Source organism: Xanthomonas sp. DAR 34887 (genome assembly GCF_041245805.1).
In the GTDB taxonomy this organism is placed as follows: Bacteria; Pseudomonadota; Gammaproteobacteria; order Xanthomonadales; family Xanthomonadaceae; genus Xanthomonas_A; species Xanthomonas_A tesorieronis.
This window is the reverse complement of sequence record NZ_CP162490.1, coordinates 5,312,782-5,337,149: the sequence shown is the minus strand read 5'-3', so window position 1 is coordinate 5,337,149 and position 24,368 is coordinate 5,312,782. Positions and strand designations below refer to the sequence as shown.

The window sequence follows — 24,368 nt, the reverse complement described above, 5'->3', positions numbered from 1 at the left end:
CAGATGTAATTCATTGAGAGACCAGGCGTGAGGCGCGAACGATCGCGGCGCACTCGGCCGGTGAGAAGAGGAAAGCGGATGGGCCAGACTACCATCGGCACGCAGGGTCTGGAATGGTTTTCCCGCATCTATTCACAGATCCATCCACAGGCCGCATGCGGCGCCCGCTTCGGCGTGGGATAGACAGCAGTTGACCGCACCCCGGTTGGTTCTATAGAATTTCCGGTTCTTTCCGCCTCATTCAGACAGAGCGCCCCGATGGCCACCAAGCGCACCTTCCAGCCCAGCAACCTCAAGCGCAAGCGCGACCATGGCTTCCGTGCCCGTATGGCGACCGCCGACGGCCGCAAGATCCTGGCCCGTCGCCGCGCCAAGGGCCGCAAGCGCCTTAGCGCTTGATTGCTTCGCCGCCCCAGGCGGCGCCTGCAATCCGGACCGTGACACATCCCGACCCGCGTAGGCGATTTCCTCGCTCTGCGCGGGTTCGCACGTCTGCGGAATACCGCGTCGTGTTCGATGCCGCGCGCCGCTGCTCCGAACCGCTGATGAGCCTGCACTGGCGCAGCGCCGATCACCCGGCGCGGCTGGGCCTTGCCGTGTCGCGCAAGGTCGACAAGCGCGCCGTGGTCCGCAATCGCATCAAACGCGTCCTGCGCGACGCCACGCGGCATCTGCTGCCGTGGCTGGCGCCGGGCGACTATGTGGTGGTGGCGCGCAGCGCCGCCGCCCAGGCCAGCGGCGAACAGCTGCGTCAGGCCTATCTGCGCCTGCTGCGTCGCGCTGGCGCATTGCCGGTCCCGGCCGCGGACGGCACAATGCCGCCGCCCATCTCTCCTTCTTCCCCCACTTCCAAGTCAGAACCCGTTTCTGGCTGAGCCGAGCTTGCCTGTCCGATGAACCAGACCCGCCTTTTCCTGATCTTTGCCTGGCTGATGGTCGCGGCCCTGTTGTGGATGGAGTGGAACAAGGAGCATGCCGCGCCTGCGGCCGATGCGACCGCCATTGCGGCCGCGACCACGGTGCCGCCCGCGCAGGACGCCGATGCCGGCGCCAGCGGTGCCCCGGCCGTGCCGCGCGCCACCCAAGCCGGCGCCCCCGCCGTACCCGGCGCCAGCAGCGCGACCGCCGCGCCGGTCGCCGCCGGCGTCGCGCCGCGGGTCACCATCACCACCGACGTGCTGCACCTGACCCTGGACGGCCGCAGCGTGTTCGATGCGGATCTGCTGCTGTTCCCGCAGACCAAGCAGCCCGGCAGCCCGCCGGTGGCGCTGCTGACCGAGGACCCGGTGCATCCGTACACCGCCACCAGCGGCTGGGTCGGTGAGAACAACGCGCCGTCGCCGGGCCCGGGCGGCTTCCGCCCCGAGCAGCCGGGCAAGGATTACGTGCTGGCCAAGGGCCAGGACGCGCTGCAGGTGCCGTTCGTGTGGAACGGCCCCGATGGCGTGACCATCCGCCGCGTCTACACCGTGCAGCGCGGCCACTACGCGGTGCAGATCAAGGACGAGATCGTCAACCAGGGCAGCAAGCCCTGGCAGGGCTACGTGTTCCGCAAGCTGAGCCGGGTGCCGACCATCGTCAGCCGCGGCATGACCAACCCGGATTCCTTCAGCTTCAACGGCGCCACCTGGTTCAGCGCGCAGGACGGCTACCAGCGCCGCGCGTTCAAGGATTTCCTGGAAGACGGCCCGGTCAACCAGACCATCAAGGGTGGCTGGATCGCGCTGCTGCAGCACCACTTCTTCACCGGCTGGATTCCGCAGCCCGACCAGGAGGCGCTGTACGTGCTGTCCAACGACGGCCCGCGGCATGTGATCGAAGCGCGCGGCCCGGCCTTCACCGTGGCTCCCGGCGCGCGCGCCAGCAGCGAGGCGCGGCTGTGGATCGGGCCGAAGCTGGTCAACCAGATCGCCAAGGAAAACGTGCGCGGCCTGGATCGCGTAGTCGACTACAGCCGGTTCTCGCTGATGGCGATCCTGGGCCAGGGCCTGTTCTGGGTGCTCAGCCACCTGCACACCCTGCTCGGCAACTGGGGCTGGTCGATCGTCGGCCTGGTGATCCTGCTCAAGCTGATGCTGTATCCGCTTTCGGCGGCGCAGTACAAGAGCATGGCCAAGATGCGCAAGTTCCAGCCGCGCATCCAGCAGCTCAAGGAACGCTACGGCGACGACAAGCAGAAGTTCCAGACGGCGATGATGGAGCTGTACAAGAAGGAGAAGATCAACCCGATGGGCGGCTGCCTGCCGGTGCTGGTGCAGATGCCGATCTTCTTCGCGCTGTACTGGGTGCTGGTGGAATCGGTGGAACTGCGCCAGGCGCCGTGGTTCGCCTGGATCCAGGACCTGACCGCGCGCGATCCGTACTTCATCCTGCCGGTGATCAACGTGGCGGTGATGTGGCTGACGCAGAAGCTGACGCCGTCGCCGGGCATGGACCCGATGCAGGCGCGGATGATGCAGTTCATGCCGCTGGTATTCGGCGTGATGATGGCCTTCGTGCCGTCGGGCCTGGTGCTGTACTGGGTCACCAACGGTTCGCTGGGTCTGTTGCAGCAGTGGTGGATGACCAAGCGTCACGGCGAGGCGGCCACCGCTGGCGCCGGCGCCAAACCGCCGGCCAAGCCGAAGAAATAACCCAGACAACGCCCGCCGCCAGGCGGGCGTTGCGCATGCGGCCGCGGCACGCCGCGGTCGCCTGTCCTGCCACCGTCCTTGCGAGCCCCGGGCCATGCTCGACCGCCGTTCCGCTTCCCTGCTGTCCACCACGCTGTGCCTGATCGTGCTTGCATTGCCGGGTTGCCAGCGCAGTGCGTCGTCCACGACCTCGGCTACGGGCGGCGCGTCGCCGTCCGCGCACGCAGCGGACGCCGACGCCACCCCGTTGCCGGGTTCGCCGGCGCTGCAGGCGAAGGCCGCGGCGATCCGCACGCAGTTGCAGGAACAGCTGGCGGCGCAGCGCAAGATCATCGTGCTGCTGGCCGACGAGGCCAAGCAATCGCCGGCCGAGCGGCAGACCTCCAGCGGCGTCGGCCAGCAGTTGTTCCATGAAGGCCTGGAACGGCGCGAGGCGTTGGCCAAGCAGTTCGATGCGCTGCTGGCGCAGCCGGACGCGCAGCGCTTCGCCGCGGTCGGCGCGCTGCTGGACTACGTCGAATCGGCGCCGGACCTGTACGACGCCGACCGCCTGGCGTTCCGCGAGATCCTCGCCGACTGGCAGGTGCGCATCGGCAAGGATTCGTCGCTGCCGGCGATCAAGCTGCACCAGCGCATCGGCGAGGACCTGGAAGCGCTGGACGAGATCGAGCGCACCTACAACCGCGAGATCACCGCGATCTTCAGCCGCTTCGACCGCACCCGCGCGATCGTGCAGAAGCGCGAGAAATGGGAGGACTACGTCGCCCACCTGGGCACGCTGTACACGCGCGAACGCATCCTGCGCGACTACGGGGTGATCACCCCGTATCCGATGTCGATGCAGGACAGCGACCGCGAAGTGTTCGGCCGCGACCTGCCTCCGAAGACGGTGGTGCTGAGCTTCGACGACGGCCCGCACCGCGAGTACACCGACGAGATCGTCGCCATCCTCAAGCGCTACGACGTGCCGGCCACGTTCTTCGAGGTCGGCCGCAACCTGGGCAAGCTCGATGCCGACGGCAAGGTCGAACTGGCGCCGCTGGCCAGCGTCAGCCGCGAGCTGATGGAGCAGGGCTACACGGTCGGCAACCACAGCCTGACCCATGCGCAGCTGTCGAAGGAAACCGGCGCCGCGCTGCGCAGCCAGATCCTGGATACCGACCGCATGCTGCGCGCGGTCGATGCCAAGCGCGCGCCGTTGTTCCGCTTCCCGTACGGCGCGCGCAACGCCGAGGGCATGCAGATCCTCGGCGAGGCCGGGTTGAAGTCGGTGATGTGGAACGTGGACTCGCTGGACTGGGCCGATCCGGTGCCCGAATCGATCGTGCAACGCGTGCTCGAGCAGGTCGGCCGCGAGCAGCGCGGCATCCTGCTGTTCCACGATATCCACGCCCGCACGGTCAAGGCGCTGCCGCAGATCCTGGACCGGCTCAGCGCCGATGGTTACCAGTTCGCCGCCTGGAACGGGCGCGATTTCAGCGTGGCGCGCGCGGCGGCCAACGCGGCGGCGCCGGCGGTGACCAGCGGCTACGACAAGTCGTGGGCGATCGTGATCGGCATCGACGACTACGCGCGCTGGCCGAAGCTGCAGTACGCGGCCAACGACGCGCAGGCGATCGCGCAGACGCTGACCGGCAGCTTCGGCTTCCCGTCTTCGCAGGTGATCGTGCTGAAGAACCAGGAGGCCACGCGCAACAACATCCTGGCCGCGTTCCACGACCGCCTGGCGCACGGCGGAGTGGGCAAGAACGATCGCGTGTTCGTGTTCTTCGCCGGGCATGGCGCCACCCGCAAGCTCGCCTCCGGGCGCGACCTGGGCTATATCGTGCCGGCCGATTCGGACCCGGCGCAGTTCGCCACCGACGCGATCCCGATGACCGAGATCCAGGACATCGCCGAGAGCCTGGAAGCCAAGCATGTGCTGTTCGTGATGGACGCCTGCTACAGCGGCCTGGGCCTGACCCGCGGCGGCGGCGGCACCAACGCCTACCTGCGCGAGAACGCGCGGCGCGTGGCGCGGCAGATGCTCACCGCCGGCGGCGCCGACCAGCAGGTCGCCGACAGCGGCCCCAACGGCCATTCGGTGTTCACCTGGGTGCTGCTGCAGGCGCTGTCGGGCAAGGGCGATCTCAATGGCGACGGCCTGATCACCGGCACCGAACTGGCCGCGTACGTGGCGCCGGCGGTGTCGAGCATTTCGCCGCAGACGCCGGCGTTCGGCAGCCTGCCCGGCTCGCAGGGCGGCGAGTTCGTGCTGCAGGTGCCCGAAGGCGACGAATTCCTGACCGCCAACACCCAGCAGCTGTCCTCGGCGGCGATCGCGATGAACGACAAGGTCGCGGCGGCGGTGCCGGCCGTCGCCACGCCTGCCACGGCGACGGCGGCGTCGACCGCGGCGCCGGCGGCCAAGCCGACCGTGGTCAAGGACCTGCAGGGCGGCGAGCGGCCGCTGGCGGTGCCGGCCGCCGCCGGGCCGCTGTCCGATCGCCAGCAGGCGCAGCGCGCCAACGACCGCGGCCTGCAGCTGTACAAGGAAAAGCGCTACGACGAGGCCGAGGCGCAGTTCACCGAAGCGCTGAAGCTGCGCCCCGATTTCGCGCTGGCGGCCAACAACCTCGGCTTCATCTACTACCGCCAGGGCAAGTACGCGCAGGCCGCGCGTTGGCTGGAGAACACGCTGAAGATCGATCCCTCGCGCGCGGTGGCCTACATCAACCTCGGCGACGCCTATCGGCAGATGGGCGATGCGGCCAAGGCCAAGCATGCGTTCCAGACCTACCTGGAACTGCAGCCGAGCGGCGCCTCGGCGGCCTACGCACGCACCCAGCTGCAGACGTTGTAGCCTGCAGCGCCGCCGGGACGTTTTCGCCATGCCGCAGGCCACCGACACCATCGTCGCCATCGCCACCGCTCCGGGTGCGGGCGGCGTCGGTGTGGTGCGCGTGTCCGGGCGCCGGGCCGCGGCGATCGGCGCGGCGCTGGGCCTGGATGGGCTGACCCCGCGCACGGCCCGCTATGCGCGCTTCCGCGATGCGCAAGGACAGACGCTCGACGACGGCATCGCGCTGTGGTTCCCGGCGCCGCGCAGCTTCACCGGCGAGGACGTGCTGGAACTGCAGGCGCATGGCAGCCCGGTGTTGCTGCGGCAACTGGTGGCGCGCTGCTGCGAACTCGGCGCGCGGCCGGCGCGGCCCGGCGAATTCAGCGAACGCGCGTTCCTCAATCGCAAGCTGGACTTGGCTCAGGCCGAGGCGATCGCCGATCTGATCGCCGCCGGCGACCTGCGCGCGGCGCGTGCGGCGCGGCGGTCGCTGGACGGCGTGTTCTCGCGCCGGGTCGATGCGCTGGCCGAGCAGGTGGTGCACCTGCGCATCCATATCGAAGCGGCGATCGATTTCGCCGACGAGCCGCTGGACACGCTGGGCGGCGCGCAGGTCCGTGCCGGCCTGGCGCAGGTGTGCACCGACCTGGCGCAACTCACCGCCGAGGCCGAACGTGGCCGGCGCCTGCGCGATGGCCTGCACGCGGTGCTGGTCGGGCCGCCGAATGCCGGCAAGAGTTCGCTGCTCAACGCATTGGCCGGCAGCGAGCGCGCCATCGTCACCGACATCGCCGGGACCACCCGCGACACCTTGCACGAGACCGTGCGCCTGGACGGCGTCGAACTGACCCTGGTCGACACCGCGGGCCTGCGCGAGGGCGGCGATGCGATCGAGCGCGAAGGCATGCGTCGCGCGCGGCAGGAACTGCAGCGCGCCGACCTGGCGCTGATCGTGCTGGACGCGCGCGAAGCCGAGGCTGGCCATGCCGCGATCGCCGACGCCATTGCCGACGTGCCGCAGCGGCTGTGGATCCACAACAAGAGCGACCTGCTCGCCGCCGTGCCCGAGGCCGGCGCCGAGCGCGTCTATGTCTCCGCCGCCACCGGCAGCGGACTGGAACAGTTGCACGCGCAGTTGCGCGCGATCGCCGGCGCCGCGGCCGGCGAGGGCAGCGACGGCGAGTTCTCGGCGCGGGCGCGCCACGTCGATGCGCTGCAGCGCGCGGCCACGCACGCGGCCGCGGCCGCGGCGGAACTGGACCACGAACGCCTGGAACTAGCCGCCGAAGAACTGCGCCTGGCCCACGCCGCGCTCGGCGAGATCGTCGGCGCGCTCAGCGCCGACGACCTGCTCGGGCGGATCTTCTCCAGCTTCTGCATCGGCAAGTAGTTGCCTCGTCAAAACGCCGCCGACTTCTCTCCTACGGCTTCAGCGCGGCCAGCTGCGCGCGCTGCTCCTGCAGCCACTGTTCGAACGGCAGCGGCGCCTGCCCGGTCAGTGCCTGATAGTCGCCGGTGACCGTGGCGACGCGGCCGGCGGCGGTGTTGGTGTCGAAGGAGGCATAGACGCGCGCGACCGGTTCGGGCAGGCCGGCGCCGACCATGCCCTGGACCAGGCCTTCGACCGGCACCGGTACCACCTGGATCCGTACGTCCAGCACCTGCGCGACCAGCGCGGCGATCTCGGCGGTGGTGTAGGCGCGCGCGCCGCTGAGGGTCAGGGTGCGCTTGCCGTCGCCGCTGGCCAGCGCGACCGCGGCGGCGCGGGCCAGATCGTCGCGGGCGATGTGGGCGATGCCGCCGTCGCCGGCCGCGCTGTACCAGTGGCCCGAGGCCAGCACCGAGCGCAGGCTCATGAACAGGTTTTCGAAGTACCAGTGATTGCGCAGCACGGTCCAGGCGGGCAGGGTGCTGGCCGCCAGCGTGTCCTCGGTGCCGGCATGGTCGGGGGCCAACAACAGCGGCGAGTCGTGCGGTTCCGGGCACGAGGTGTAGACCAGGTGGCCGGCGCCGGCGCGCTCGGCGGCGGCGATCGCGGCCCGGTGCTGCTGCAGGCGGTGGCCGGGGCGGTCCAGCGCGTCGGTGCTGATCAGCAACACGCGGCCGGCGCCGTGGAAGGCGGCGTCCAGCGAGGCGACGTCGTCGAAATCGCCCTGGCGCACCACGACGCCGCGCGCGGCCCAGGCCGCCAGACGTTCCGGCTGGCGGGTCATGGCCACCACCCGCGACGGCGCCACCTGCAGGGTGTCGAGTAGGTGCGCGAGTACGCGCTGGCCGAACTGGCCGCCGGCGCCGGTGACGAGCAGGGAATCGGTAGAGGTGGACATGATGGGGTCTCCTGAAGGGAAGGGTGTCGGCAAGCGACATGGTCTGGAAAAGGAACCTGGTCTATCCTAGAGACCGGCGCCGCGCTGTAAAGACGGCACTTTTTCCGCCCCTGATTACTTTTAGGTAACCACCATGGACACCGCCACGCCGTCGGCGGCCGCCTCCGAGCCGCGCTTGAGCCAGCAGTTGCACGACTACCAACGCGCCGGCGTGGCCATCGACCAATGTCCGGTGCGCGACGTGCTCGGGCAGATCGGCGACAAGTGGAGCACCCTGTTCCTGCTGCTGCTGGCCGAGCGGCCGCACCGTTTCGGCGAATTGCGCCGCGCGGTGCCAGATATCTCCCAGCGCATGCTGACCCAGACCCTGCGCGACCTGCAGCGCGAGGGGCTGGTCGCGCGCGAGGTGCTGCCGCTGGTGCCGCCGGGCGTGGAATACCGGCTGACGCCGCTGGGCCGCTCCTTGAGTGAACCACTGACGCACCTGGTGCGCTGGGCGGAAGCCCATCATGGCGACGTCCGCGCCGCGCGCGCGGCCTTCGCGGCCGCGCCGCCCGAGACCGCGGCGCCCATGGAGACCCGCCGCCGCGCCTAGCCGCGGCGGGCGCGCCTGCTCTGATCGAACAGCGCGCATGCAGTGCGGCCGCGGGGCGCTCATGTGCCGGCCGGCTACCACGTCCTTTTGTTGCAACACGCATCCGCCGCCGGCGTGGCCTCGTGCATCTGTGCCCGGTCCCACTGCGGCGCGCGGCGTTCGCCTGATGCGACGAGCGGCATGCCCGGCCCCTGCGAGCGCCGGTGCGAGATCGTGCCGCCGCTCCGGCAATGCCGCCAAACGGTGGCGGCGATCAAACATCCAGTCCACTCCGGTAGACAGATGGAATTTCGTTATCTTGCGTTGTTGATGCATAACGAAACTTAAAATAGGCTCGTTTCGTCGCATCGCACGTGCTCTCCTGAGAGGCAACGCGCTGCCGCAAGCGCCGTAGGACCTTTTAGAACCGCACCGCGGTGCGACCGAACGCCATCGCCGCCCGACGCCGATTCGATTGCCACGGCGGCGACCGAACCGCGATGTCCGTTGCCTCGCAACGTCTCCGACACACCTTCATAAACGCAGAGGTCGCCCCATGTCGCCACGTTCCGCTTCCCGACGCCTGTCCCTCGCCATCGCCTGCCTGCTCAGCGCCACGTGTGCGCAGGCCGGTTCGCTGACGCCGGCCGTGTCCACCCAGGAGTTCGACAATCCGCATCGCGGGTTCATGCTGTGGGGCAGTTCCTACGCCGCCGATGGCGGGGTGGACAACTTCCACGGCGCGCACATCTATCACGTGTATCTGCCGTGGCGGATGATCGAGACCGCCGACCAGGTCTTCGATTGGCAGGCAGTCGAGACCCACTACCTGCAACCCATCCTCAACGACGATCCGCTCGCCACCTTCGTGCTGCGCCCGGTCGCCGACTACCCGGACAGCGCCGGCAGCCGGATCGATGCGCACTACACCGGTGGCGAGAACGAGCGCGACTACCCCAAGTTCCTCGAACAGGCACCGCTGTCCATTCCGTTCGCGGTGCGCGCCAGTTGCGATGGCGACGGGCCGGTCCGCAGCCTGGACTACAACAACGCCAACGCGCGCGAGCAGATGCGCCAGTTCGTCGCGGCGCTGGCCGCGCGCTACGACGGCGATCCGCGCATCACCGCGGTCCAGGTGGGGCTGCTCGGCTTCTGGGGCGAATGGCATACCAGCGGCTGCGAGGACCTGCAGCCGAACGCGCAGACGCGCGCGCTGATCCGCGACGCCTACGTCGCCGCGTTCACCCGCACGCCGCTGCAGACCCGCTACGCGCGCCAGTCCGATGTGGGATCGGCGATGTTCGGCTTCCACGAGGACTACTTCCCCTCCTTCACCGCCAGCTGCGCCGCCTTCAGTCCGGCCATGCCCAGTTGCAGCGACGATGGCTGGTGGAACCTGGAGTACGGCCTGAGCAACGAAGTGCCCGCCGCGCGCCAGAACTGGATGGTGAGCCCGATCAGCGGCGAGAGCCCCAATGCCAACCAGAAGAGCACCTGGATCAACCGCACCGCCGACATCCGCAAGCTGTTGCGCGACTACCACTTCAGCTTTCTCGGCCCGGCCGGCGCGCACGAAACCAGCGGCAACGCCGCCAAGCTCGGCGAGATCAAGCGCGATCTGGGCTACCGCCTGGCGGTCGCCAAGGTGAGCTGGCCGGACACGCAGACGCGCGGCCAGCAGGCCACCCTGCGACTGGACATGAGCAACCAGGGCTCGGCACCGCTGTACCAGGGCTATCACGTGGAGCTGCATTGGGTAGCGGCCGACGGCAGTACCCGTGCGCGCGCCAGCGTGGCCGGCGTCGCGCTCAACGAGGTCATGCCCGGCGCCACGCTCAGCCGCAGCGCCAGCTTCACCGTCCCCGCGTCGCTGCCGGCGGGCAGTTACGCGCTGCGCCTGGCGCTGGCCGACGACGCACCGGGCCGCCGCCATATCGCGCCGCAGAACGACGGCCAGGACAGCGAGCGGCGCCTGCCGCTGGGCCAGGTCCAGGTGCTCTGAGCGATCGGCGCCGCGCGCCGGCGGCGCAACACCGCGCGAATTTCCAAGACCGCCGCCGCCACGCGGCGCAGCATGCGAACGCCGGCGCATCGGGTGCCGGTTGCCGGTGCCGTCGTGCGGTGCCGGTGTTCGCCGCAAGTCGAGGATGTTCCGCATGCGCCTGAAACTCGCCGCCGCCGCGCTGTCGCTCGGCATGTCCTCGCTGACCGCATTCGTCGCCGTGGCTGCGCCGCACGCCGCGGCCACGCCGCCGGTCGCGGTCGCCCCGCAGTACGACACCACCCACGTGTACGTGGCGCCGGCCGACGTGGACCGCTTCGTCGCCAGCTTCCTGGCCACCTTCGGCGGCAGCAGCACGCGCCAGGTGGTGGCGACGGTGACGCCGACCCCGAGCAGCACCACCTCGCAACTCTTGCAGACGCCGGTCGGCACGGTCTCGCTGTTCGGCTTCACCACGCCGATCCCGTACCCGTTCGGTGCCGAGCGCAACGGCCTGCTGGTGCGCGACATGGATCAGGCGGTTGCCGCGGCGCGCGCCGCGGGCGCCGATGTGCTGGTCGCGCCGTTCCCCGATCCGATCGGTCGCGATGCGGTGGTGCAGTGGCCCGGCGGCGTCAACACGCAGCTGTACTGGCACACCACGAAGCCGTCGTACGCGGCATTCCGCACGTTGCCGGAGAACCGCGTGTACCTGTCGCCGGACCGCGCCGATGCCTTCGTGCGCAGTTTCCTCGCCTTCTCCCACGGCAAGCTGGTGGAAGATGCACGGCAGGCGCCGGGGCAGGAGATCGGCCGCCCGGGCGAACACTACCGGCGCATCCGCCTGCTCTCGGATTTCGGCAAGACCACGGTGGCGGTCAGCGACGGGCACCTGCCGTATCCGTACGGCCGCGACACCACCGGTTACGAAGTCGAGGACCTGCAGCAGACGCTGGACAAGGCCAAGGCGGCCGGCGTGCAGGTGCTGGTGGCGCCGTTCGCCGCGCAGGACCGGCGCAGCGCGGTGGTGGAATTCCCCGGCGGCTACGTCGCCGAGATCCATGGCCCGCTGGCGCATTGAGCCGGGATACGCGCGGCGAACGGCGCATGCGATACGGCGCGACGGTGGCGCTGGTGCTGGTCTGCACGTTCGCGATCTCGGCACCGGTGTGCGCCGCGGATCAAGCGCCGCAGCCAGCTGCGCTGCCGACGCGACCGGCGCCTAGCACCAATCGCTGGCAGGAAGACTGGTCGGCGCTGGCCGATCCGGCGCTGCGGCAAACGCCGCTGGACCGCTTGAAGTACCTGCCGTTGGACGCCGACGACCCGCAACGCTACCTGTCGTTCGGCGCCAACCTGCGCGAGCGTTTCGAGTCGAACGATGCCCCGGGCCTGGGCACCGGCGGCGCGGCCGATGCCTACCTGCTGCAGCGCATGCAGCTGCACGCCGACCTGCGCCTGGACAGGGCATGGCAGGCGTTCGCGCAACTGGAGGACGTACGCGCCTATGCCAAGCGCGTGCATTCGGGCGCGGACCAGAACCGGCTCGACCTGCGCCTGGCCTTCGTCGCCTACCAGCATGCCTTCGCCGCCGGCACCTTCAAGGCGCGCGTGGGGCGCCAGGATTTCGCCTTCGACCTGCAACGCTTCGTGTCCTCGCGCGACGGCCCCAATGTGCGTCAATCGTTCGATGCGGTGTGGGCCGATTGGGAAACCGCGCGCTGGCGCGTGCTCGGTTTCCTCAGCCAGCCGGTGCAGTACGCCGACGCGCGCGCCTTCGACGACAGTTCCAGCCGCCGCGTGCGCTTCAGCACGCTGCGTGCCGAGCGCAAGGTGGTCGGCGACAACGAACTGTCGGCCTACTACGCGCTGTACGCGCGCGACCAGGCGCATTATCTGGATGGCGGCGGCCGCGAGCGCCGGCACGTGTTCGATCTGCGTTTCGCCGGTGCGGCCAGCGGCGTGGACTGGGACCTGGAAGCGATGGCGCAGCGCGGCAGCGTGGGTCGGCAGGCGATCCGGGCCTGGGCGTTCGGCGCGCGCAGCGGCTACACGTTGCGCGGGTTCGCCGTGCAGCCGCGGCTGGGACTGCAGCTGGATGCCGCATCCGGCGATGCGCACGCCGGCGACGGCCGTGTGGGCACGTTCAATCCGCTGTTCCCGAACGGCTACTACTTCGCGCTCGCCGGCTACACCGGCTACAGCAATCTGCTGCACGTCAAGCCGACGCTGCAGTGGCAGGCCGCGCCATCGCTGACCGCGACGCTGGGCGTGGGCCTGCTGTGGCGGCAGAGCACCGCCGATGCGGTGTACCTGCAGCCCGCCGCGCCGGTGGCCGGCACCGCCGGCCATGGCGGGCGCTGGACCGGCCGCTATACCCAGCTGCGGTTGCAGCGTCCGTTGTCGCCGCAGCTCGTCGCGGCGCTGGAAGCGGTGCGCTACGACGTGGGCAGCGCGCTGCGCCAGGCCGGCGCACGCGACAGCGACTATGTCGGCGCGGAATTGCGCTGGGCCTGGTAGCCGTGCGCTGCGGCAGCGGCCCTGCATTTGGCGCGCAACGCGACACGAATCTCCAAGACGCCGCCGCCAGCACGCGCCAGCATCGCGCTTTCCCCCGCACACCAGGATCTCGCCATGCCGCTCGCCGCTCTGCCCGTTCCGGGCGCCTCGCTGCTGTCCCCGGGCGATCACACCCTGATCATGATCGACTTCCAGTCGCAGATGGCCTTCGCCACGCACTCGATCGACGCGAGCGCGCTGCGCACCAACGCGGCGTTGGTGGCCAACGCCGCGGCCAGCTTCGGCGTGCCGGCGATCCTGACCACGGTGGCGGAGAAGAGCTTCTCCGGACCGATGTTCGAGGAAGTGGTGGCGCCGTTCCCGGGCCAGGCGCTGCTCGACCGCACCTCGATGAACACCTGGGAAGACGCCGCGGTGATCCAGCGCGTCAACGAGATCGGCAAGCCGCGGATCGTGCTGGCCGGGCTGTGGACCAGCGTGTGCATCGTCGGCCCGGCGCTGTCGGCGCTGGACCAGGGCTTCGAGGTCTATGTGATCGCCGACGCCTGCGGCGACGTGTCGGCCGAGGCGCACAACCGCGCCATCGAGCGCATCGTGCAGGCCGGCGGCCGGCCGATGACCGCGCTGCAGTACCTGCTGGAACTGCAGCGCGACTGGGCGCGCAGCGACACCTACGCCAGCACCACCGAGGTGGCGCGCAAGTACGGCGGCGCCTACGGCCTGGGCATCGTCTATGCCCGGACCATGTTCGGCGCCCATGAAGGCTGAGCGGAGCGCGCCGATGAAGACCTATCTGGTGTCCCTGGGCCTGGGCCTGCTGGTCGGGGTGATCTATGCGCTGTTCAAGGTGCGTTCGCCGGCGCCGCCGGTGATCGCGCTGGTGGGCCTGCTCGGCATCCTGCTCGGCGAGCAGTTGCCGCCGCTGGTGCAGCGGCTGCTGCGCAGCGACGCGCAACCGACCTCGTGGTTCCACCACCAGGTCAAGCCGCACGTGTTCGGCGAACTGCCGCAGCGCACGCGCACGCCGGCGCAAGCGGAACGGGGAGAACACGACAATGGCTGAGCCGCATGCGACCGACGCCGCGCCGGACCTGATCCTGCACCACGGCCGCTTCACCACCCTGGACCGCGCGCGTCCCAGCGCCGCGGCGGTGGCGATCAAGGACGGCCGCTTCCTGCAGGTCGGCAGCGACGAGGAGATCCTGCCGCTGGCCGGCGCGCACACCCGGCGCATCGACCTGCACGGCCGCTGCGTGCTGCCGGGCCTGACCGACAACCACCTGCACCTGATCCGCGGCGGCCTCAACTACAACCTGGAACTGCGCTGGGACGGCGTGCGCAGCCTCGCCGACGCGATGGACATGCTGCGCCGGCAGGTGGCGATCACCCCGACGCCGCAGTGGGTGCGCGTGGTCGGCGGCTTCAGCGAGCACCAGTTCGCCGAAAAGCGCCTGCCGACCATCGCCGAACTCAATGCGGTGGCGCCGGACACGCCGGTGTTCCTGCTGCACCTGTACGACCGCGCGCTGCTCAATGCCGCCGCGCTGCGTGCGGTGGGCTATGGCAAGGACACGCCGGCGCCGCCGGGCGGGGAGATCGTGCGCGACGCCGACGGCAATCCCAGCGGACTGCTGCTGGCCAAGCCGAACGCGTCGATCCTGTACGCCACGCTGGCCAAGGGCCCGAAGCTGCCCTACGAATACCAGGTCAATTCCACCCGGCAATTCATGCGCGAATTGAACCGGCTCGGCGTCACCGGCGCGATCGATGCCGGCGGCGGTTTCCAGAACTACCCCGACGACTACAAGGTGATCCAGGAACTGGCCGACGCCGGCCAGCTGACCCTTCGCCTGGCCTACAACCTGTTCACCCAGAAACCGCAGCAGGAGAAGGACGACTTCCTGCACTGGACCGCCAGCTCGCGCTACCAGCAGGGCGACGACTACTTCCGCCACAACGGCGCTGGCGAGATGCTGGTGTTCTCCGCTGCCGACTTCGAGGACTTCCGCCAGCCGCGCCCGGACATGCCGCCGCAGATGGAAAACGAGCTGGAAGACGTGGTGCGGATCCTGGCGCAGAACCGCTGGCCGTGGCGCCTGCATGCGACCTACGACGAGACCATCAGCCGCGCGCTGGACGTGTTCGAGCGCGTGGACCGGGAGATCCCGTTGCAGGGGCTGCACTGGTTCTTCGACCATGCCGAAACCATTTCCGAGCAATCCATCGATCGCATCGCCGCGCTCGGCGGCGGCATCGCGGTGCAGCACCGCATGGCCTACCAGGGCGAGTATTTCGTCGAGCGCTACGGCATGGGCGCGGCGCAGGCCACGCCGCCGGTCAAGCGCATGCTGGAGAAGGGAGTCAAGGTCTCGGCCGGCACCGACGCCACCCGCGTCGCGTCGTACAATCCGTGGGTGTCGCTGGCGTGGCTGGTGACCGGGCGCACCGTTGGCGGCCTGCGCCTGTATCCGCAGCGCAATTGCGTGGACCGCGAAACCGCGTTGCGCATGTGGACCGAACACGTCACCTGGTTCAGCAACGAGGAAGGCAAGAAGGGCCGCATCCAGGCCGGCCAGTTCGCCGATCTGGTGGTGCCGGACCGCGACTACTTCGGCTGCGCCGAAAGCGACATCGCCGACACCACCGCGCTGCTGACCATGGTCGGCGGCAAGGTGGTGTGGGCCAGTGGCGCGTTCGCCGAATATGACGAAGCGCCACCGCCGCCGGTACTGCCGGACTGGTCGCCGGCGCGCAGCTTCCGCGGCTACGGCGCATGGGGCGAGGCGCCGAAGGCGGCGCTGGCGCAACAGAGCGCGGCCGGTTGCGGCTGCGCCCACGACTGCACGATCCATGGGCACCAGCACGCCACCGCGTGGAGCAGCCAGCTGCCGATCGCCGACCTGAAGAGCTTCTGGGGCGCGCTGGGTTGCGCGTGCTGGGCGGTATGAACCGGACGCGCGCGATCGGCGCGCAGGCCGACGTCGGCGCGCGGAACGTGGCGCCTGCCGCCGGCATCGCACGGAGCGTGCGCCATGCATGAGGCGACCCGTTCGGCCGCCACGCGCCTGACGCCGGCCTGGCTGCGCTGGCTGGCGCTGCTCGGCCTGTGCGCGGCCTATCTGCAAGGCGGACTGGTCAAGGCCTTCGCCTTCGATGGCGCGGTGGCGGAGATGGTGCACTTCGGCATGGCGCCGGCCGCGCCGTTGGCGGCGGCGGTGATCGCGCTGGAACTGGGCGCGTCGCTGCTGATTCTCAGCGGCGCGTATCGTTGGCTGGGCGCACTGGCCCTGGCCGGTTTCACCCTGGTGGCCGCGTGCGTGGCCAACCGCTATTGGGAGATGAGCGGCATGCAACGTTTCGCGGCGATGAACGCGTTCTACGAACACCTGGGCCTGGTCGGCGGCTTCGTGCTGGTGGCCTGGCACGACCTGCGCGAGCGTGCGCATGGCTGAGTCCACCGCCCCCGCGCCGGCCACCGGCAGCTTCGCCCCGCTGCGGCATCGCGTGTTCGCGGTGCTGTGGGCGGCCACCGTCCTCGGCAACGTCGGCAGCTTCATGCGCGACGTGGCCAGTTCCTGGCTGGTCACCGACCTGTCCAACAATCCGGCCGCGGTGGCGCTGATGCAGACCGCGGCGACGCTGCCGGTATTCCTGCTGGCGATTCCCGCCGGGGTGCTGTCGGACATTCTCGACCGGCGCCGCTTCCTGATCTGCGTGCAGGTGTTGCTGGCCTGCGTGAGCGGCAGCCTGTTGCTGCTGTCCAAGACCGGCGCGCTCACCGTCGAATCCCTGATCGCGCTGACCTTCGTCGGCGGCATCGGCAGCGCGCTGATGGGACCGACCTGGCAGGCGATCGTGCCCGAGCTGGTGCCGCGCGCGGATCTGAAGAACGCGGTGGCGCTGAACTCGCTGGGCATCAATATCGCCCGCGCGCTGGGCCCGGCCGGCGGCGGCCTGCTGCTGGCCAGCCTGGGCGCGGCCGCCGCGTACGCCAGCGACGTGCTCAGCTACGTGTTCGTGGTTGCGGCGCTGCTGTGGTGGCCGCGCGCCAAGGCCGCCGACAGCGGCCTGTCCGAGCAGTTCTTCGGCGCCTTCCGCGCCGGCCTGCGCTACGCCCGCGCCAGCCGCGAGCTGCACGTGGTGCTGCTGCGTGCGGCGGTGTTCTTCGTGTTCGCCAGTTCGGTGTGGGCGCTGCTGCCGCTGGTGGCGCGGCGCATGCTCGGCGGCAGCGCCGGGTTCTACGGTGTGCTGCTCGGCGCGGTCGGGGTCGGCGCGATCCTCGGCGCGATCATGCTGCCGCAGTTGCGCAAGCGCCTGGACGCCGACGGGTTGGTACTGCTGGCCGCGGTGCTGACCGCGGCGGTGATGGCGGCGCTGGCCGCCGCACCGTCGCAGGCGCTGGCGGTGCTGTTGCTGCTGGTGCTCGGGGTCGGCTGGATCGTGGCGCTGACCACGCTCAACGGCGTGGCGCAGGCGGTGCTGCCGAACTGGGTGCGCGGCCGCGGCCTGGCGGTGTACCTGACCGTGTTCAACGGCGCGATGGCCGGCGGCAGCCTGGGCTGGGGCCTGATCGCCGCGCAGCTCGGCATCGCCGCCACGCTGCTGCTCGGTGCCGGCGCGTTGCTGCTGGTCGCGCTGGCGTTCCATCGCCTGCGCCTGCCCAAGGGCGAGGCCGACCTGCAGCCGTCCAACCATTGGCCCGAACCCTTGCTCAACGCGCCGGTGGCGCACGATCGCGGCCCGGTCATGGTGCAGATCGAATATCGCGTGCGCGCTTCCGACCGGCCGCCGTTCCTGCACGCCTTGCGCGAACTGTCGCAAGAGCGGCGCCGCGACGGCGCGTACGCTTGGGGCATCACCGAGCACAGCAACGAGCCGGAGCGGGTGATGGAATGGTTCCTGGTCGAATCCTGGGCCGAGCACCTGCGCCAGCATCAACGCGTGTCGCACGCCGACGCCGACCTGCAGCACGCGGCGCTGCGCTACCACATCGGGCCGGAACGGCCGGTGGTGCACCACTTCCTGGCGCTGGACCTGCATCAGGCGCTACCGCCGGCTGCCGATGGGCCTGGCGGCTAGTGCATTCCGCGCAGGCTTCTACGATTGGCGAAGTAGCGGGCGCAGAGGTGGTGGTGTCGGGAGGACTGCAGTTGCGAAGGCGTGTCGGTACCGCGCGTCGCGACTGAAGTCGCTCCCACATAACGCCACTGTGGGAGCGGCTTCAGCCGCGACGAACGAAGCCATCGGCACGCCAGGTCGAGTGGACGCCTCGGCACCGATAGCTTGACGGCATGTCCAGCGAACACACCTTGAAAGACCAGCATCGACGGCACTGCGCAGACCACACGCCCGCGCATCCGCTCATTCCACCTCGGCCACGCTCGCGCTGTAGGTCGTCCCGTCGCGGCGCACCCGTACCGGACCGCCGAACACCGCCGACAACGGCGCATCGGCCAGCAGTTCCTCGCGCGTGCCGTCGGCGTACACGTGACCGCCGCGCAGCAGGATCACCCGATCGATCTCCGGCACGATCTCCTCGAGATGGTGGGTCACCAGCACCAGCGTGATGCCCTGGCGGGCGAGGCCGCGCATCGTCGCCAGCAGGTGCTGGCGCGCGATCAGGTCCAGCCCGGTACTGGGTTCGTCCAGCAGCAGCGCGTGCGGCCGGTTGACCAGCGCCCGCGCGATCAGCACGCGCCGGGTCTCGCCGGCCGACAGCTCCGCGTACGGCCGCTGCAGCAGCGGCAACGCGTGCGCCAGCTGCAGCGCCTCGCGCGCGCGGTCGCGCATGGCCTGGGTCACCTCGCGGTGCGGCGGCACCACGTAACTGGCGAAGAAACCGGACAGCACCGCGCTCTCCACGTCCAGCCCGGGCATGTCGGCGAGATTGACGCTGAGGTCGCCGGTGACGATGCCCAGCTGGCTGCGCAGGCGGTCCACCTGCCAGCGGCTCTGTCCCAACACGCGCACCGGCGCAGCTTCGCCGGCGCGCGCCAGCGGATACAGCTCGCGCGTGATCAGCTTGATGAACGAGGACTTGCCGCAGCCGTTCGGGCCGAGCAGCGCGGTGTGCTGGCCCAGCGCGATGCGCAGGCTCAGCTCGTGCAGCACGCGCACCTGGCCGCGCACCACGCTGGCGCGATCCAGCTCGATCAGTGGCGCGGCGGCCGGCACGGGAGTTGCATCGGAGAGAGGGACGGACATGGAAGTGAAACCGTTCTGTGATCAAGAGCGCGCAGCGGCTGAATACCGTACGCAGGCGGTGGGTGAAGTTTGCCGCCACTGGCCCCATCATGTCTTCTATACCAACCTGGCGCACGCCTTAACCGGCCTGGAGTTCTGGCAATGTCCGACGCGATCCTCGACTTCCTCAGTACCGGCCTGCTCAACGTCGGCTGGTGGGGCATGCTGGCGGTGCTGCTGCTGTTCACCCAGCTGACCATCTTCGCGGTGACCTTGTACCTGCACCGCAGCCAGGCCCATCGCGGCGTCGATTTCCATCCGCTGCTGTCGCACTTCTTCCGCTTCTGGACCTGGTTCACCACCTCCATGATCACCAAGGAGTGGGTGGCGATCCATCGCAAACACCACGCCAAGGTGGAGACCGACGAGGATCCGCACAGCCCGCAGACCAAGGGCATCGGCCGCGTGTTCTGGCGTGGCGTGGAGCTGTACCGCGAAGCGCGCACCATGCGCGGCGACATCGAGCAGTACGGCAAGGGCGCCCCGGACGATTGGATCGAGCGCCGCCTGTACACCGCGCACGCGAACTGGGGGCCGATCGCCTTGTTCGCCTTCAACGTCCTGCTGTTCGGCCTGCCCGGCATCGCCCTGTGGGCGCTGCAGATGGCATGGATCCCGTTCTGGGCCGCCGGCGTGGTCAACGGCCTCGGCCACTGGTGGGGCTACCGCAACTTCGAATCGGCCGACACCTCGACCAATCTGACCCCGTGGGCGCTGTGGATCGGCGGCGAAGAGCTGCACAACAACCACCACGCGTTCCCGAGCTCGGCGCGCTTCTCGATGCGGCGCTGGGAACTGGACATCGGCTGGATCGCGATCCGCGCGCTGGCGTCGCTGCGCCTGGCCAAGATCCTGCGCGTGGCGCCGACCCTGGACGTGCGCCCGAACATCGCCGTGCCCGATGCCGACACCCTGCGCGCGCTGCTCTCGCACCGCTTCCAGGCGATGACCGACTACCAGCGCAACGTCTTCACCCCGGCGCTGAAGGAAGAGGCCGCGCAGGCCGGGGCCAAGCTGCGTCAGCTGCTGCCGCGGCGCCTGCGCAAGGGCCTGGTCGACGACGGCCGCTGGCTCAAACCCGATGCGCGCGAACAGCTGCAGCACTGGGTCGCGCAGCGCCCACGCATGCGTACCCTGGTCGAACACCGCGCGCGCCTGGCCGCGCTGCTGGAGGCGCGCAGCCACGACGCCAGCGAGCGCCTGAAGCAATTGCAGGCCTGGTGCCACGATGCCGAGGCCAGCGGCATCGCCGCCCTGCAGGCCTACGCCGCGCGGTTGAAGGGCTACGCCCTGGCATGACCCGCGGCTTCCTGCAGCCGCTTCGCGAACGCCGCCTCGTGCGGCGTTCGTCGTTCATGGCAGCGCTGGTCCTGCTGGTCACGCTCAGCGGCGCGATCGCCATGGCCTGCGCGCAGGTCGTCGATACCACCGGCGGTTACCTGCAACGCATGGACCGCGACGGCGACGGCCGCGTCGGCCTGGACGAATACCTGGCCTGGATGAGCTACGCCTTCGACGCCCGCGACCTCGACCACGACGGCGTGCTCAGCCCCGCCGAACTGCCCGGCGGCCGCGGCAAGCCGATCACCCGCGCGCAGCACCAGGCCACCTTGACGGCGCGCTTTCGCAAACAGGACAGCAATGGCGATGGGTATCTCAGCGCTACGGAGTTGGCAGCGCCGCCGCAGTGAAGACGCGAAAAAGCGCGGCGTCTCGCAGCAAAGCCATTGCATTCGTCCGCGACGGATCGAACGGCATCAATCAAGATCAAACATTGTCCATCGAGTGACGTCAGAGCGTGATGCATGCCGTCATCCCGCAGCATTGCAGCCGCAGATGCGGACGGCTCGCATCCCGGGTGTTGGCAAGCTCACTGCAGCTCGATCAGGACTCCCACAACGCCTTTTGCGCAATCACCCATTTGCCCGCCTTTCTCCTGAGAAAGAAGTCGCCATTCTTGCCAGTCGGCGGAAAGCTGATCTCGAGGAATGCGGCATCCGCGTCGAAGTACAACTTGTCTATTGCGATAAATTCGCTTCGCGGATCGAAGCTCGGCGACGACGAGCGAGTGAAACTGAAAGGGTTCCCGGAAGGGCCACACGCTTCGAGTGAGGGTGGCATCGCATTCCATAGAACGGCGATGCTCCGGGACTCGAGGTGGGCAGCTGCATAGGTCTCGGTCTCTGGGTCGTCCGCGACCGCCTGCAGAATCTCGAAAGGGGTAGCGCAAGTTCCCGCGTCCTGCATCGCCTGCGGAGCAGGCGCGCAGCCGCCGACCAGCAACACCAGGCACAGGTAGAACGTGCTGCGTTGGAACGCGCGTCGGCGCCCGTGGACTGCCAAGCCGGCGTCCGTCGCGCCGCTCCACGATGCCGCGCATCGGGCCTCACCGTGACTGTCTCGCTCGTCTTGCGCCATTGCGTGGTCCCTTTGATATGCCAAGCCCGACCTCCAGCCGCGCGGTCGTCACCGTTCTGCTGCGATGCCTGAAATCGAATGACGTAGTCCCAGCAGAAAGAAAACGACCGCAACGCCATCACTGCGTATCCCGATCATCGCTAGAGCCAGCAGTACGAAAAAGACAGCTATTGCGAGGTGGGTCGATTGCTTCATGTGTTGACCTCAAGGAAGCGAGCAGTACAGAGGCCGCGGACGCCAGCGCCATTGCGTCTCCATACTCAGATCACCGCGCGCATCGCCCAGGTTCGGCAACGCTGGAAGGCGTCTTCGGCTCCCCAGACACTTGGGTAGGTAGGTTCTCGTATGCGCGTCATCAGCTCCAGGGTCTTTTCCTGGTCCTGCGCCAGGCAGGCGAAGCGGGCGAAGTTCTGGATGTTCCACTCGTCCGGATAGGACTTCAACACATCGTCGATGCCTGCCCGCATCGTCGACCAGCGCGCCAGCGACTCGGTAAACAGGCGGTTGTCGTACTGCGCCTGCGAGGCATACCAATAGATCCTGGCGTACAGCCCGTTTCCTTCCTGCGCGCGGGTACGTTCCACCGCCAGCCGTGCGAACGTCTCGATGGCGCCCGCGTCGCCGCCCCATTTGGGCGAATAGAAGGTCACCGCGGCGAAGTAGATTTCGTAGAACTGCGGATGCCGGGTCAGCGCCTCGTCGAGCAATGCCTGAAATCTGTCGTCGGCCCAGCTCTGCCGGGTGGCCACTGTCTCCATCGTCTTGTACCACTGCGGATCGACCGCGGCGATCTTCTTGTACTTCTCCAGATATGCCCTCGCCGATTCCGTTCCGGCGTGGAAGGGTGCCCAGTTCTCCGGCTTGACGCTCTTCGCATAGGTGTTGCCGCGGTAGCTCCAGGCGTAGTTGAGCAGCCATTGCGCATAGGCGATGCGCGCGGTGGGAGACTTCGGATAGGCCTTGACCCAGCGGTCGACGGTCTTGCCCCGTTCCGACCAGTACGTGTCGCCGCGTTCGTCGGTGTCGAAGAAATCGCCAACGGCCGCGTAGAACAGGCTCAGCTTCCAGAGACCGCTCGAGGTGCGGGTACGGTCCTGCCGGAAGCGTGCAGCCTGTTGCTCCAGCGCGGCGAAATCGCCTCCTTCCAGTGCAGCCAGCGTCTGCTTCCAGATGACGGCGCGCTCTTCCAGTTCCTGGCACAGCGCATTGGCCGACGCCAGCAAGGCGGCGAGGAAGAAAACGATGCGCAGTGCGAGGTGCTTGACCGGGTCCATCGGTGATCTCGATTGGGAGGTGCCTCCATGCCGACGCGTGAAGCCTGCCGCGCGTCATGGCGACGGTGATGCCGTCTGCCGCTAAGCTTGCCCATCACATACTACCGCCGTCCAGCACCCCCATGCCCGAACTCCCCGAAGTAGAAACCACCCGGCGCGGCCTGGAGCCGCATCTGCTGGGGCGGCGCATCCACGGCGTGATCCTGCGGCGGCCGGACCTGCGCTGGCCGATCCCGCCGGAGGTGGCGCAGCAGCTGCCGGGGCAGCGCATCGAGGCCATTCGCCGCCGCGCCAAATACCTGCTGCTGGACACCGAAGCCGGCAGCGCGCTGCTGCACCTGGGCATGTCCGGCAGCCTGCGCGTGCTGCCCGGGGACACGCCGCCGCGGGCGCACGATCATGTCGACATCAGCCTGGAGGACGGGCGCGTGCTGCGCTTCAACGATCCGCGCCGGTTCGGTTGCCTGCTGTGGCAGGCGCCGGGGCAGATCCACCCGCTGCTCGAGGAACTGGGGCCGGAGCCGCTGTCCGACGCGTTCGACGGCGATTACCTGTTCCGGCGCAGCCGTGGCCGCAGTGCGCCGGTAAAGACGTTCTTGATGGATCAACGCGTCGTGGTCGGAGTCGGGAACATCTATGCCGCCGAAAGCCTGTTCCAGGCAGGAATCAGTCCGCTGCGCGAGGCCGGGGAGGTCTCGCGGGCACGCTATGCGCGCCTGGCCGAGGCGGCCAAGGCGATCCTCGGCTATGCCATCGCCCGTGGCGGCACCACCTTGCGCGACTTCATCAGCCCGGACGGGGCGCCGGGCTATTTCGAGCAGGAGCTGGCGGTCTACGGCCGCGAGGGCGAGGCCTGCAAGCGCTGTGGGCGGCCGCTGCGCCACGCCAGCATCGGCCAGCGCGCCAGCGTCTGGTGCGCAAGCTGCCAGCGCTGACGGGCGGCAGCCGCTGGCCGTCGGCGCGCGCTATAGTCCGCGCGACTCCCGGCCGGAGGAGAGACCGCCGTGGTAGAGACTGCACCCGAGATCACCGTGTGGCTGGACGCCGCGCGCGGCGGCGACCGTGAGGCGCTGGACCGCGTGCTCAGCACGCTGTACCAGGAACTGCACAGCATGGCCCGGCGCCAGTTGGCCGGGCAGCAGGCGCAGACCCTGGATGCGACCTCGCTGGTGCACGAGTCCTATCTGAAGCTGCTCGGCGCGCACGGACTGGCCCGCTTCGACGGGCGCGCGCACTTCTTCGCCTACGCCGCCTCGGCGATGCGCAGCGTGGTGGTGGATTACGCGCGCAATCGCCTGACCCGCAAGCGTGGCGGCGATCTCAAACGCGTCGCCGAGATCCCCGAGGACAGCGGCGGGGTGCGCCTGGACGAGGACCTGCTGGCGCTGGACGTGGCGCTGGACCGGTTGCAGGCGATCGACGAGCGCCTGGCCAAGGTGGTGGAGCTGCGCTATTTCGCCGGCCTGTCCGAACAGGAGATCGCCGAGCTGATGCAGCGCTCCGAACGCAGCATCCGCCGCGACTGGCAGAAGGCGCGCATCTTCCTGCTGGCGGCGATGCAGGATCACTAGGACCGG

At 69.3% G+C, this 24,368-nt stretch carries 23 protein-coding genes; 18 read left to right on the top strand and 5 right to left on the bottom strand.

Features of this window, described 5'->3' with window-relative positions:
• Positions 1 to 258 precede the first annotated feature (258 nt).
• From rpmH to mnmE, 5 genes are all read left to right on the top strand, one after another.
• Positions 259 to 399 carry a 50S ribosomal protein L34 gene (gene rpmH, locus AB3X08_RS22550; protein ID WP_003469983.1) on the top strand — a complete coding sequence of 47 codons (141 nt, stop codon included), beginning with the start codon at positions 259 to 261 and terminating at the stop codon, positions 397 to 399.
• Positions 396 to 875, top strand: coding sequence for a ribonuclease P protein component (gene rnpA / locus AB3X08_RS22545; protein ID WP_369935330.1), 480 nt, complete (start codon positions 396 to 398; stop codon positions 873 to 875). The genes rpmH and rnpA overlap by 4 nt, the downstream gene beginning before the upstream one ends.
• An 18-nt stretch (positions 876 to 893) precedes the next feature.
• Positions 894 to 2,633 (top strand): membrane protein insertase YidC, encoded by a 1,740-nt coding sequence (yidC, locus tag AB3X08_RS22540; RefSeq protein ID WP_369935329.1) that lies wholly within the window; start codon positions 894 to 896, stop codon positions 2,631 to 2,633.
• Positions 2,634 to 2,727: 94 nt separating this feature from the next.
• Positions 2,728 to 5,475 carry a polysaccharide deacetylase family protein gene (locus AB3X08_RS22535; RefSeq protein ID WP_369935328.1) on the top strand — a complete coding sequence of 916 codons (2,748 nt, stop codon included), beginning with the start codon at positions 2,728 to 2,730 and terminating at the stop codon, positions 5,473 to 5,475.
• A 28-nt stretch (positions 5,476 to 5,503) separates the two neighbouring features.
• Positions 5,504 to 6,844: a tRNA uridine-5-carboxymethylaminomethyl(34) synthesis GTPase MnmE gene (mnmE, locus tag AB3X08_RS22530; RefSeq protein ID WP_369935327.1), complete on the top strand. Its 1,341-nt coding sequence runs from the start codon at positions 5,504 to 5,506 to the stop codon at positions 6,842 to 6,844.
• Between the two features lie 31 nt (positions 6,845 to 6,875).
• Here the strand turns inward: mnmE and AB3X08_RS22525 are convergent, their stop codons facing one another.
• Positions 6,876 to 7,781, bottom strand: a complete 906-nt coding sequence (locus tag AB3X08_RS22525; protein ID WP_369935326.1) for an NAD(P)H-binding protein — start codon at positions 7,779 to 7,781, stop codon at positions 6,876 to 6,878.
• A gap of 133 nt (positions 7,782 to 7,914) precedes the next feature.
• Here AB3X08_RS22525 and AB3X08_RS22520 point away from each other — a divergent pair, with 133 nt between their 5' ends.
• From AB3X08_RS22520 to AB3X08_RS22480, 9 genes are all read left to right on the top strand, one after another.
• A complete protein-coding gene (locus AB3X08_RS22520; protein ID WP_369935324.1) occupies positions 7,915 to 8,376 on the top strand; it encodes a winged helix-turn-helix transcriptional regulator in 462 nt (153 codons plus the stop codon).
• Between the two features lie 535 nt (positions 8,377 to 8,911).
• Positions 8,912 to 10,357, top strand: a complete 1,446-nt coding sequence (locus tag AB3X08_RS22515; protein WP_369935323.1) for a DUF4832 domain-containing protein — start codon at positions 8,912 to 8,914, stop codon at positions 10,355 to 10,357.
• Between the two features lie 154 nt (positions 10,358 to 10,511).
• Positions 10,512 to 11,417 (top strand): VOC family protein, encoded by a 906-nt coding sequence (locus tag AB3X08_RS22510; RefSeq protein ID WP_369935322.1) that lies wholly within the window; start codon positions 10,512 to 10,514, stop codon positions 11,415 to 11,417.
• A 26-nt stretch (positions 11,418 to 11,443) separates the two neighbouring features.
• Positions 11,444 to 12,856 (top strand): alginate export family protein, encoded by a 1,413-nt coding sequence (locus AB3X08_RS22505; RefSeq protein ID WP_369935320.1) that lies wholly within the window; start codon positions 11,444 to 11,446, stop codon positions 12,854 to 12,856.
• Between the two features lie 114 nt (positions 12,857 to 12,970).
• The gene (locus AB3X08_RS22500) at positions 12,971 to 13,624 is read left to right on the top strand and encodes an isochorismatase family protein (RefSeq protein ID WP_369935319.1); all 654 of its coding nucleotides are present in this window, start codon (positions 12,971 to 12,973) and stop codon (positions 13,622 to 13,624) included.
• 13 nt (positions 13,625 to 13,637) lie between these two features.
• Entirely contained in the window at positions 13,638 to 13,919 is a 282-nt protein-coding gene (locus tag AB3X08_RS22495; protein WP_369935318.1) for a DUF1427 family protein, read from the top strand.
• Entirely contained in the window at positions 13,912 to 15,804 is a 1,893-nt protein-coding gene (locus tag AB3X08_RS22490; protein WP_369935317.1) for an amidohydrolase, read from the top strand. The genes AB3X08_RS22495 and AB3X08_RS22490 overlap by 8 nt, the downstream gene beginning before the upstream one ends.
• A gap of 84 nt (positions 15,805 to 15,888) precedes the next feature.
• Positions 15,889 to 16,308: a DoxX family protein gene (locus tag AB3X08_RS22485; RefSeq protein ID WP_369935315.1), complete on the top strand. Its 420-nt coding sequence runs from the start codon at positions 15,889 to 15,891 to the stop codon at positions 16,306 to 16,308.
• Positions 16,301 to 17,935, top strand: coding sequence for an MFS transporter (locus AB3X08_RS22480; protein ID WP_369935313.1), 1,635 nt, complete (start codon positions 16,301 to 16,303; stop codon positions 17,933 to 17,935). Before AB3X08_RS22485 ends, AB3X08_RS22480 begins: the two co-directional genes overlap by 8 nt.
• A gap of 282 nt (positions 17,936 to 18,217) precedes the next feature.
• On the opposite strand, the gene AB3X08_RS22475 is transcribed toward AB3X08_RS22480, so the two are convergent.
• Positions 18,218 to 19,060: an ABC transporter ATP-binding protein gene (locus AB3X08_RS22475; protein ID WP_369935312.1), complete on the bottom strand. Its 843-nt coding sequence runs from the start codon at positions 19,058 to 19,060 to the stop codon at positions 18,218 to 18,220.
• Positions 19,061 to 19,201: 141 nt separating this feature from the next.
• Between AB3X08_RS22475 and AB3X08_RS22470 the strand changes: the two genes are divergently transcribed.
• Together AB3X08_RS22470 and AB3X08_RS22465 are read left to right on the top strand one after the other, a co-directional pair.
• Entirely contained in the window at positions 19,202 to 20,398 is a 1,197-nt protein-coding gene (locus AB3X08_RS22470; protein ID WP_369935310.1) for an acyl-CoA desaturase, read from the top strand.
• The gene (locus AB3X08_RS22465; protein WP_369935307.1) at positions 20,395 to 20,790 is read left to right on the top strand and encodes an EF-hand domain-containing protein; all 396 of its coding nucleotides are present in this window, start codon (positions 20,395 to 20,397) and stop codon (positions 20,788 to 20,790) included. The genes AB3X08_RS22470 and AB3X08_RS22465 overlap by 4 nt, the downstream gene beginning before the upstream one ends.
• Positions 20,791 to 20,983: 193 nt before the next feature.
• Here the strand turns inward: AB3X08_RS22465 and AB3X08_RS22460 are convergent, their stop codons facing one another.
• The 3 genes from AB3X08_RS22460 to AB3X08_RS22450 all read right to left on the bottom strand — a co-directional run bounded on the left by AB3X08_RS22460 (position 20,984) and on the right by AB3X08_RS22450 (position 22,791).
• Entirely contained in the window at positions 20,984 to 21,517 is a 534-nt protein-coding gene (locus AB3X08_RS22460) for a hypothetical protein (RefSeq protein WP_369935306.1), read from the bottom strand.
• 48 nt (positions 21,518 to 21,565) lie between these two features.
• The gene (locus AB3X08_RS22455; protein ID WP_369935305.1) at positions 21,566 to 21,712 is read right to left on the bottom strand and encodes a hypothetical protein; all 147 of its coding nucleotides are present in this window, start codon (positions 21,710 to 21,712) and stop codon (positions 21,566 to 21,568) included.
• 65 nt (positions 21,713 to 21,777) lie between these two features.
• The gene (locus AB3X08_RS22450; protein ID WP_369935303.1) at positions 21,778 to 22,791 is read right to left on the bottom strand and encodes a DUF4034 domain-containing protein; all 1,014 of its coding nucleotides are present in this window, start codon (positions 22,789 to 22,791) and stop codon (positions 21,778 to 21,780) included.
• 122 nt (positions 22,792 to 22,913) lie between these two features.
• Here AB3X08_RS22450 and mutM point away from each other — a divergent pair, with 122 nt between their 5' ends.
• Both mutM and AB3X08_RS22440 read left to right on the top strand, forming a co-directional pair.
• Entirely contained in the window at positions 22,914 to 23,726 is an 813-nt protein-coding gene (gene mutM, locus AB3X08_RS22445; protein WP_369935301.1) for a bifunctional DNA-formamidopyrimidine glycosylase/DNA-(apurinic or apyrimidinic site) lyase, read from the top strand.
• A 69-nt stretch (positions 23,727 to 23,795) separates the two neighbouring features.
• Positions 23,796 to 24,362: an ECF-type sigma factor gene (locus AB3X08_RS22440; protein WP_184414475.1), complete on the top strand. Its 567-nt coding sequence runs from the start codon at positions 23,796 to 23,798 to the stop codon at positions 24,360 to 24,362.
• The last annotated feature ends 6 nt before the right edge of the window (positions 24,363 to 24,368 follow it).

What these genes read in the sequence shown, in the direction of transcription:
- rpmH (WP_003469983.1), top strand. Translation starts at nt 259, where the DNA reads ATGGCCACCAAGCGCACCTTCCAGCCCAGCAACCTCAAGCGCAAGCGC.
- yidC (WP_369935329.1), top strand. Translation starts at nt 894, where the DNA reads ATGAACCAGACCCGCCTTTTCCTGATCTTTGCCTGGCTGATGGTCGCG.
- AB3X08_RS22535 (WP_369935328.1), top strand. Translation starts at nt 2,728, where the DNA reads ATGCTCGACCGCCGTTCCGCTTCCCTGCTGTCCACCACGCTGTGCCTG.
- mnmE (WP_369935327.1), top strand. Translation starts at nt 5,504, where the DNA reads ATGCCGCAGGCCACCGACACCATCGTCGCCATCGCCACCGCTCCGGGT.
- AB3X08_RS22525 (WP_369935326.1), bottom strand. Translation starts at nt 7,781, where the DNA reads ATGTCCACCTCTACCGATTCCCTGCTCGTCACCGGCGCCGGCGGCCAG.
- AB3X08_RS22520 (WP_369935324.1), top strand. Translation starts at nt 7,915, where the DNA reads ATGGACACCGCCACGCCGTCGGCGGCCGCCTCCGAGCCGCGCTTGAGC.
- AB3X08_RS22515 (WP_369935323.1), top strand. Translation starts at nt 8,912, where the DNA reads ATGTCGCCACGTTCCGCTTCCCGACGCCTGTCCCTCGCCATCGCCTGC.
- AB3X08_RS22510 (WP_369935322.1), top strand. Translation starts at nt 10,512, where the DNA reads ATGCGCCTGAAACTCGCCGCCGCCGCGCTGTCGCTCGGCATGTCCTCG.
- AB3X08_RS22505 (WP_369935320.1), top strand. Translation starts at nt 11,444, where the DNA reads ATGCGATACGGCGCGACGGTGGCGCTGGTGCTGGTCTGCACGTTCGCG.
- AB3X08_RS22500 (WP_369935319.1), top strand. Translation starts at nt 12,971, where the DNA reads ATGCCGCTCGCCGCTCTGCCCGTTCCGGGCGCCTCGCTGCTGTCCCCG.
- AB3X08_RS22495 (WP_369935318.1), top strand. Translation starts at nt 13,638, where the DNA reads ATGAAGACCTATCTGGTGTCCCTGGGCCTGGGCCTGCTGGTCGGGGTG.
- AB3X08_RS22490 (WP_369935317.1), top strand. Translation starts at nt 13,912, where the DNA reads ATGGCTGAGCCGCATGCGACCGACGCCGCGCCGGACCTGATCCTGCAC.
- AB3X08_RS22485 (WP_369935315.1), top strand. Translation starts at nt 15,889, where the DNA reads ATGCATGAGGCGACCCGTTCGGCCGCCACGCGCCTGACGCCGGCCTGG.
- AB3X08_RS22480 (WP_369935313.1), top strand. Translation starts at nt 16,301, where the DNA reads ATGGCTGAGTCCACCGCCCCCGCGCCGGCCACCGGCAGCTTCGCCCCG.
- AB3X08_RS22475 (WP_369935312.1), bottom strand. Translation starts at nt 19,060, where the DNA reads ATGTCCGTCCCTCTCTCCGATGCAACTCCCGTGCCGGCCGCCGCGCCA.
- AB3X08_RS22470 (WP_369935310.1), top strand. Translation starts at nt 19,202, where the DNA reads ATGTCCGACGCGATCCTCGACTTCCTCAGTACCGGCCTGCTCAACGTC.
- AB3X08_RS22465 (WP_369935307.1), top strand. Translation starts at nt 20,395, where the DNA reads ATGACCCGCGGCTTCCTGCAGCCGCTTCGCGAACGCCGCCTCGTGCGG.
- AB3X08_RS22460 (WP_369935306.1), bottom strand. Translation starts at nt 21,517, where the DNA reads ATGGCGCAAGACGAGCGAGACAGTCACGGTGAGGCCCGATGCGCGGCA.
- AB3X08_RS22455 (WP_369935305.1), bottom strand. Translation starts at nt 21,712, where the DNA reads ATGAAGCAATCGACCCACCTCGCAATAGCTGTCTTTTTCGTACTGCTG.
- AB3X08_RS22450 (WP_369935303.1), bottom strand. Translation starts at nt 22,791, where the DNA reads ATGGACCCGGTCAAGCACCTCGCACTGCGCATCGTTTTCTTCCTCGCC.
- mutM (WP_369935301.1), top strand. Translation starts at nt 22,914, where the DNA reads ATGCCCGAACTCCCCGAAGTAGAAACCACCCGGCGCGGCCTGGAGCCG.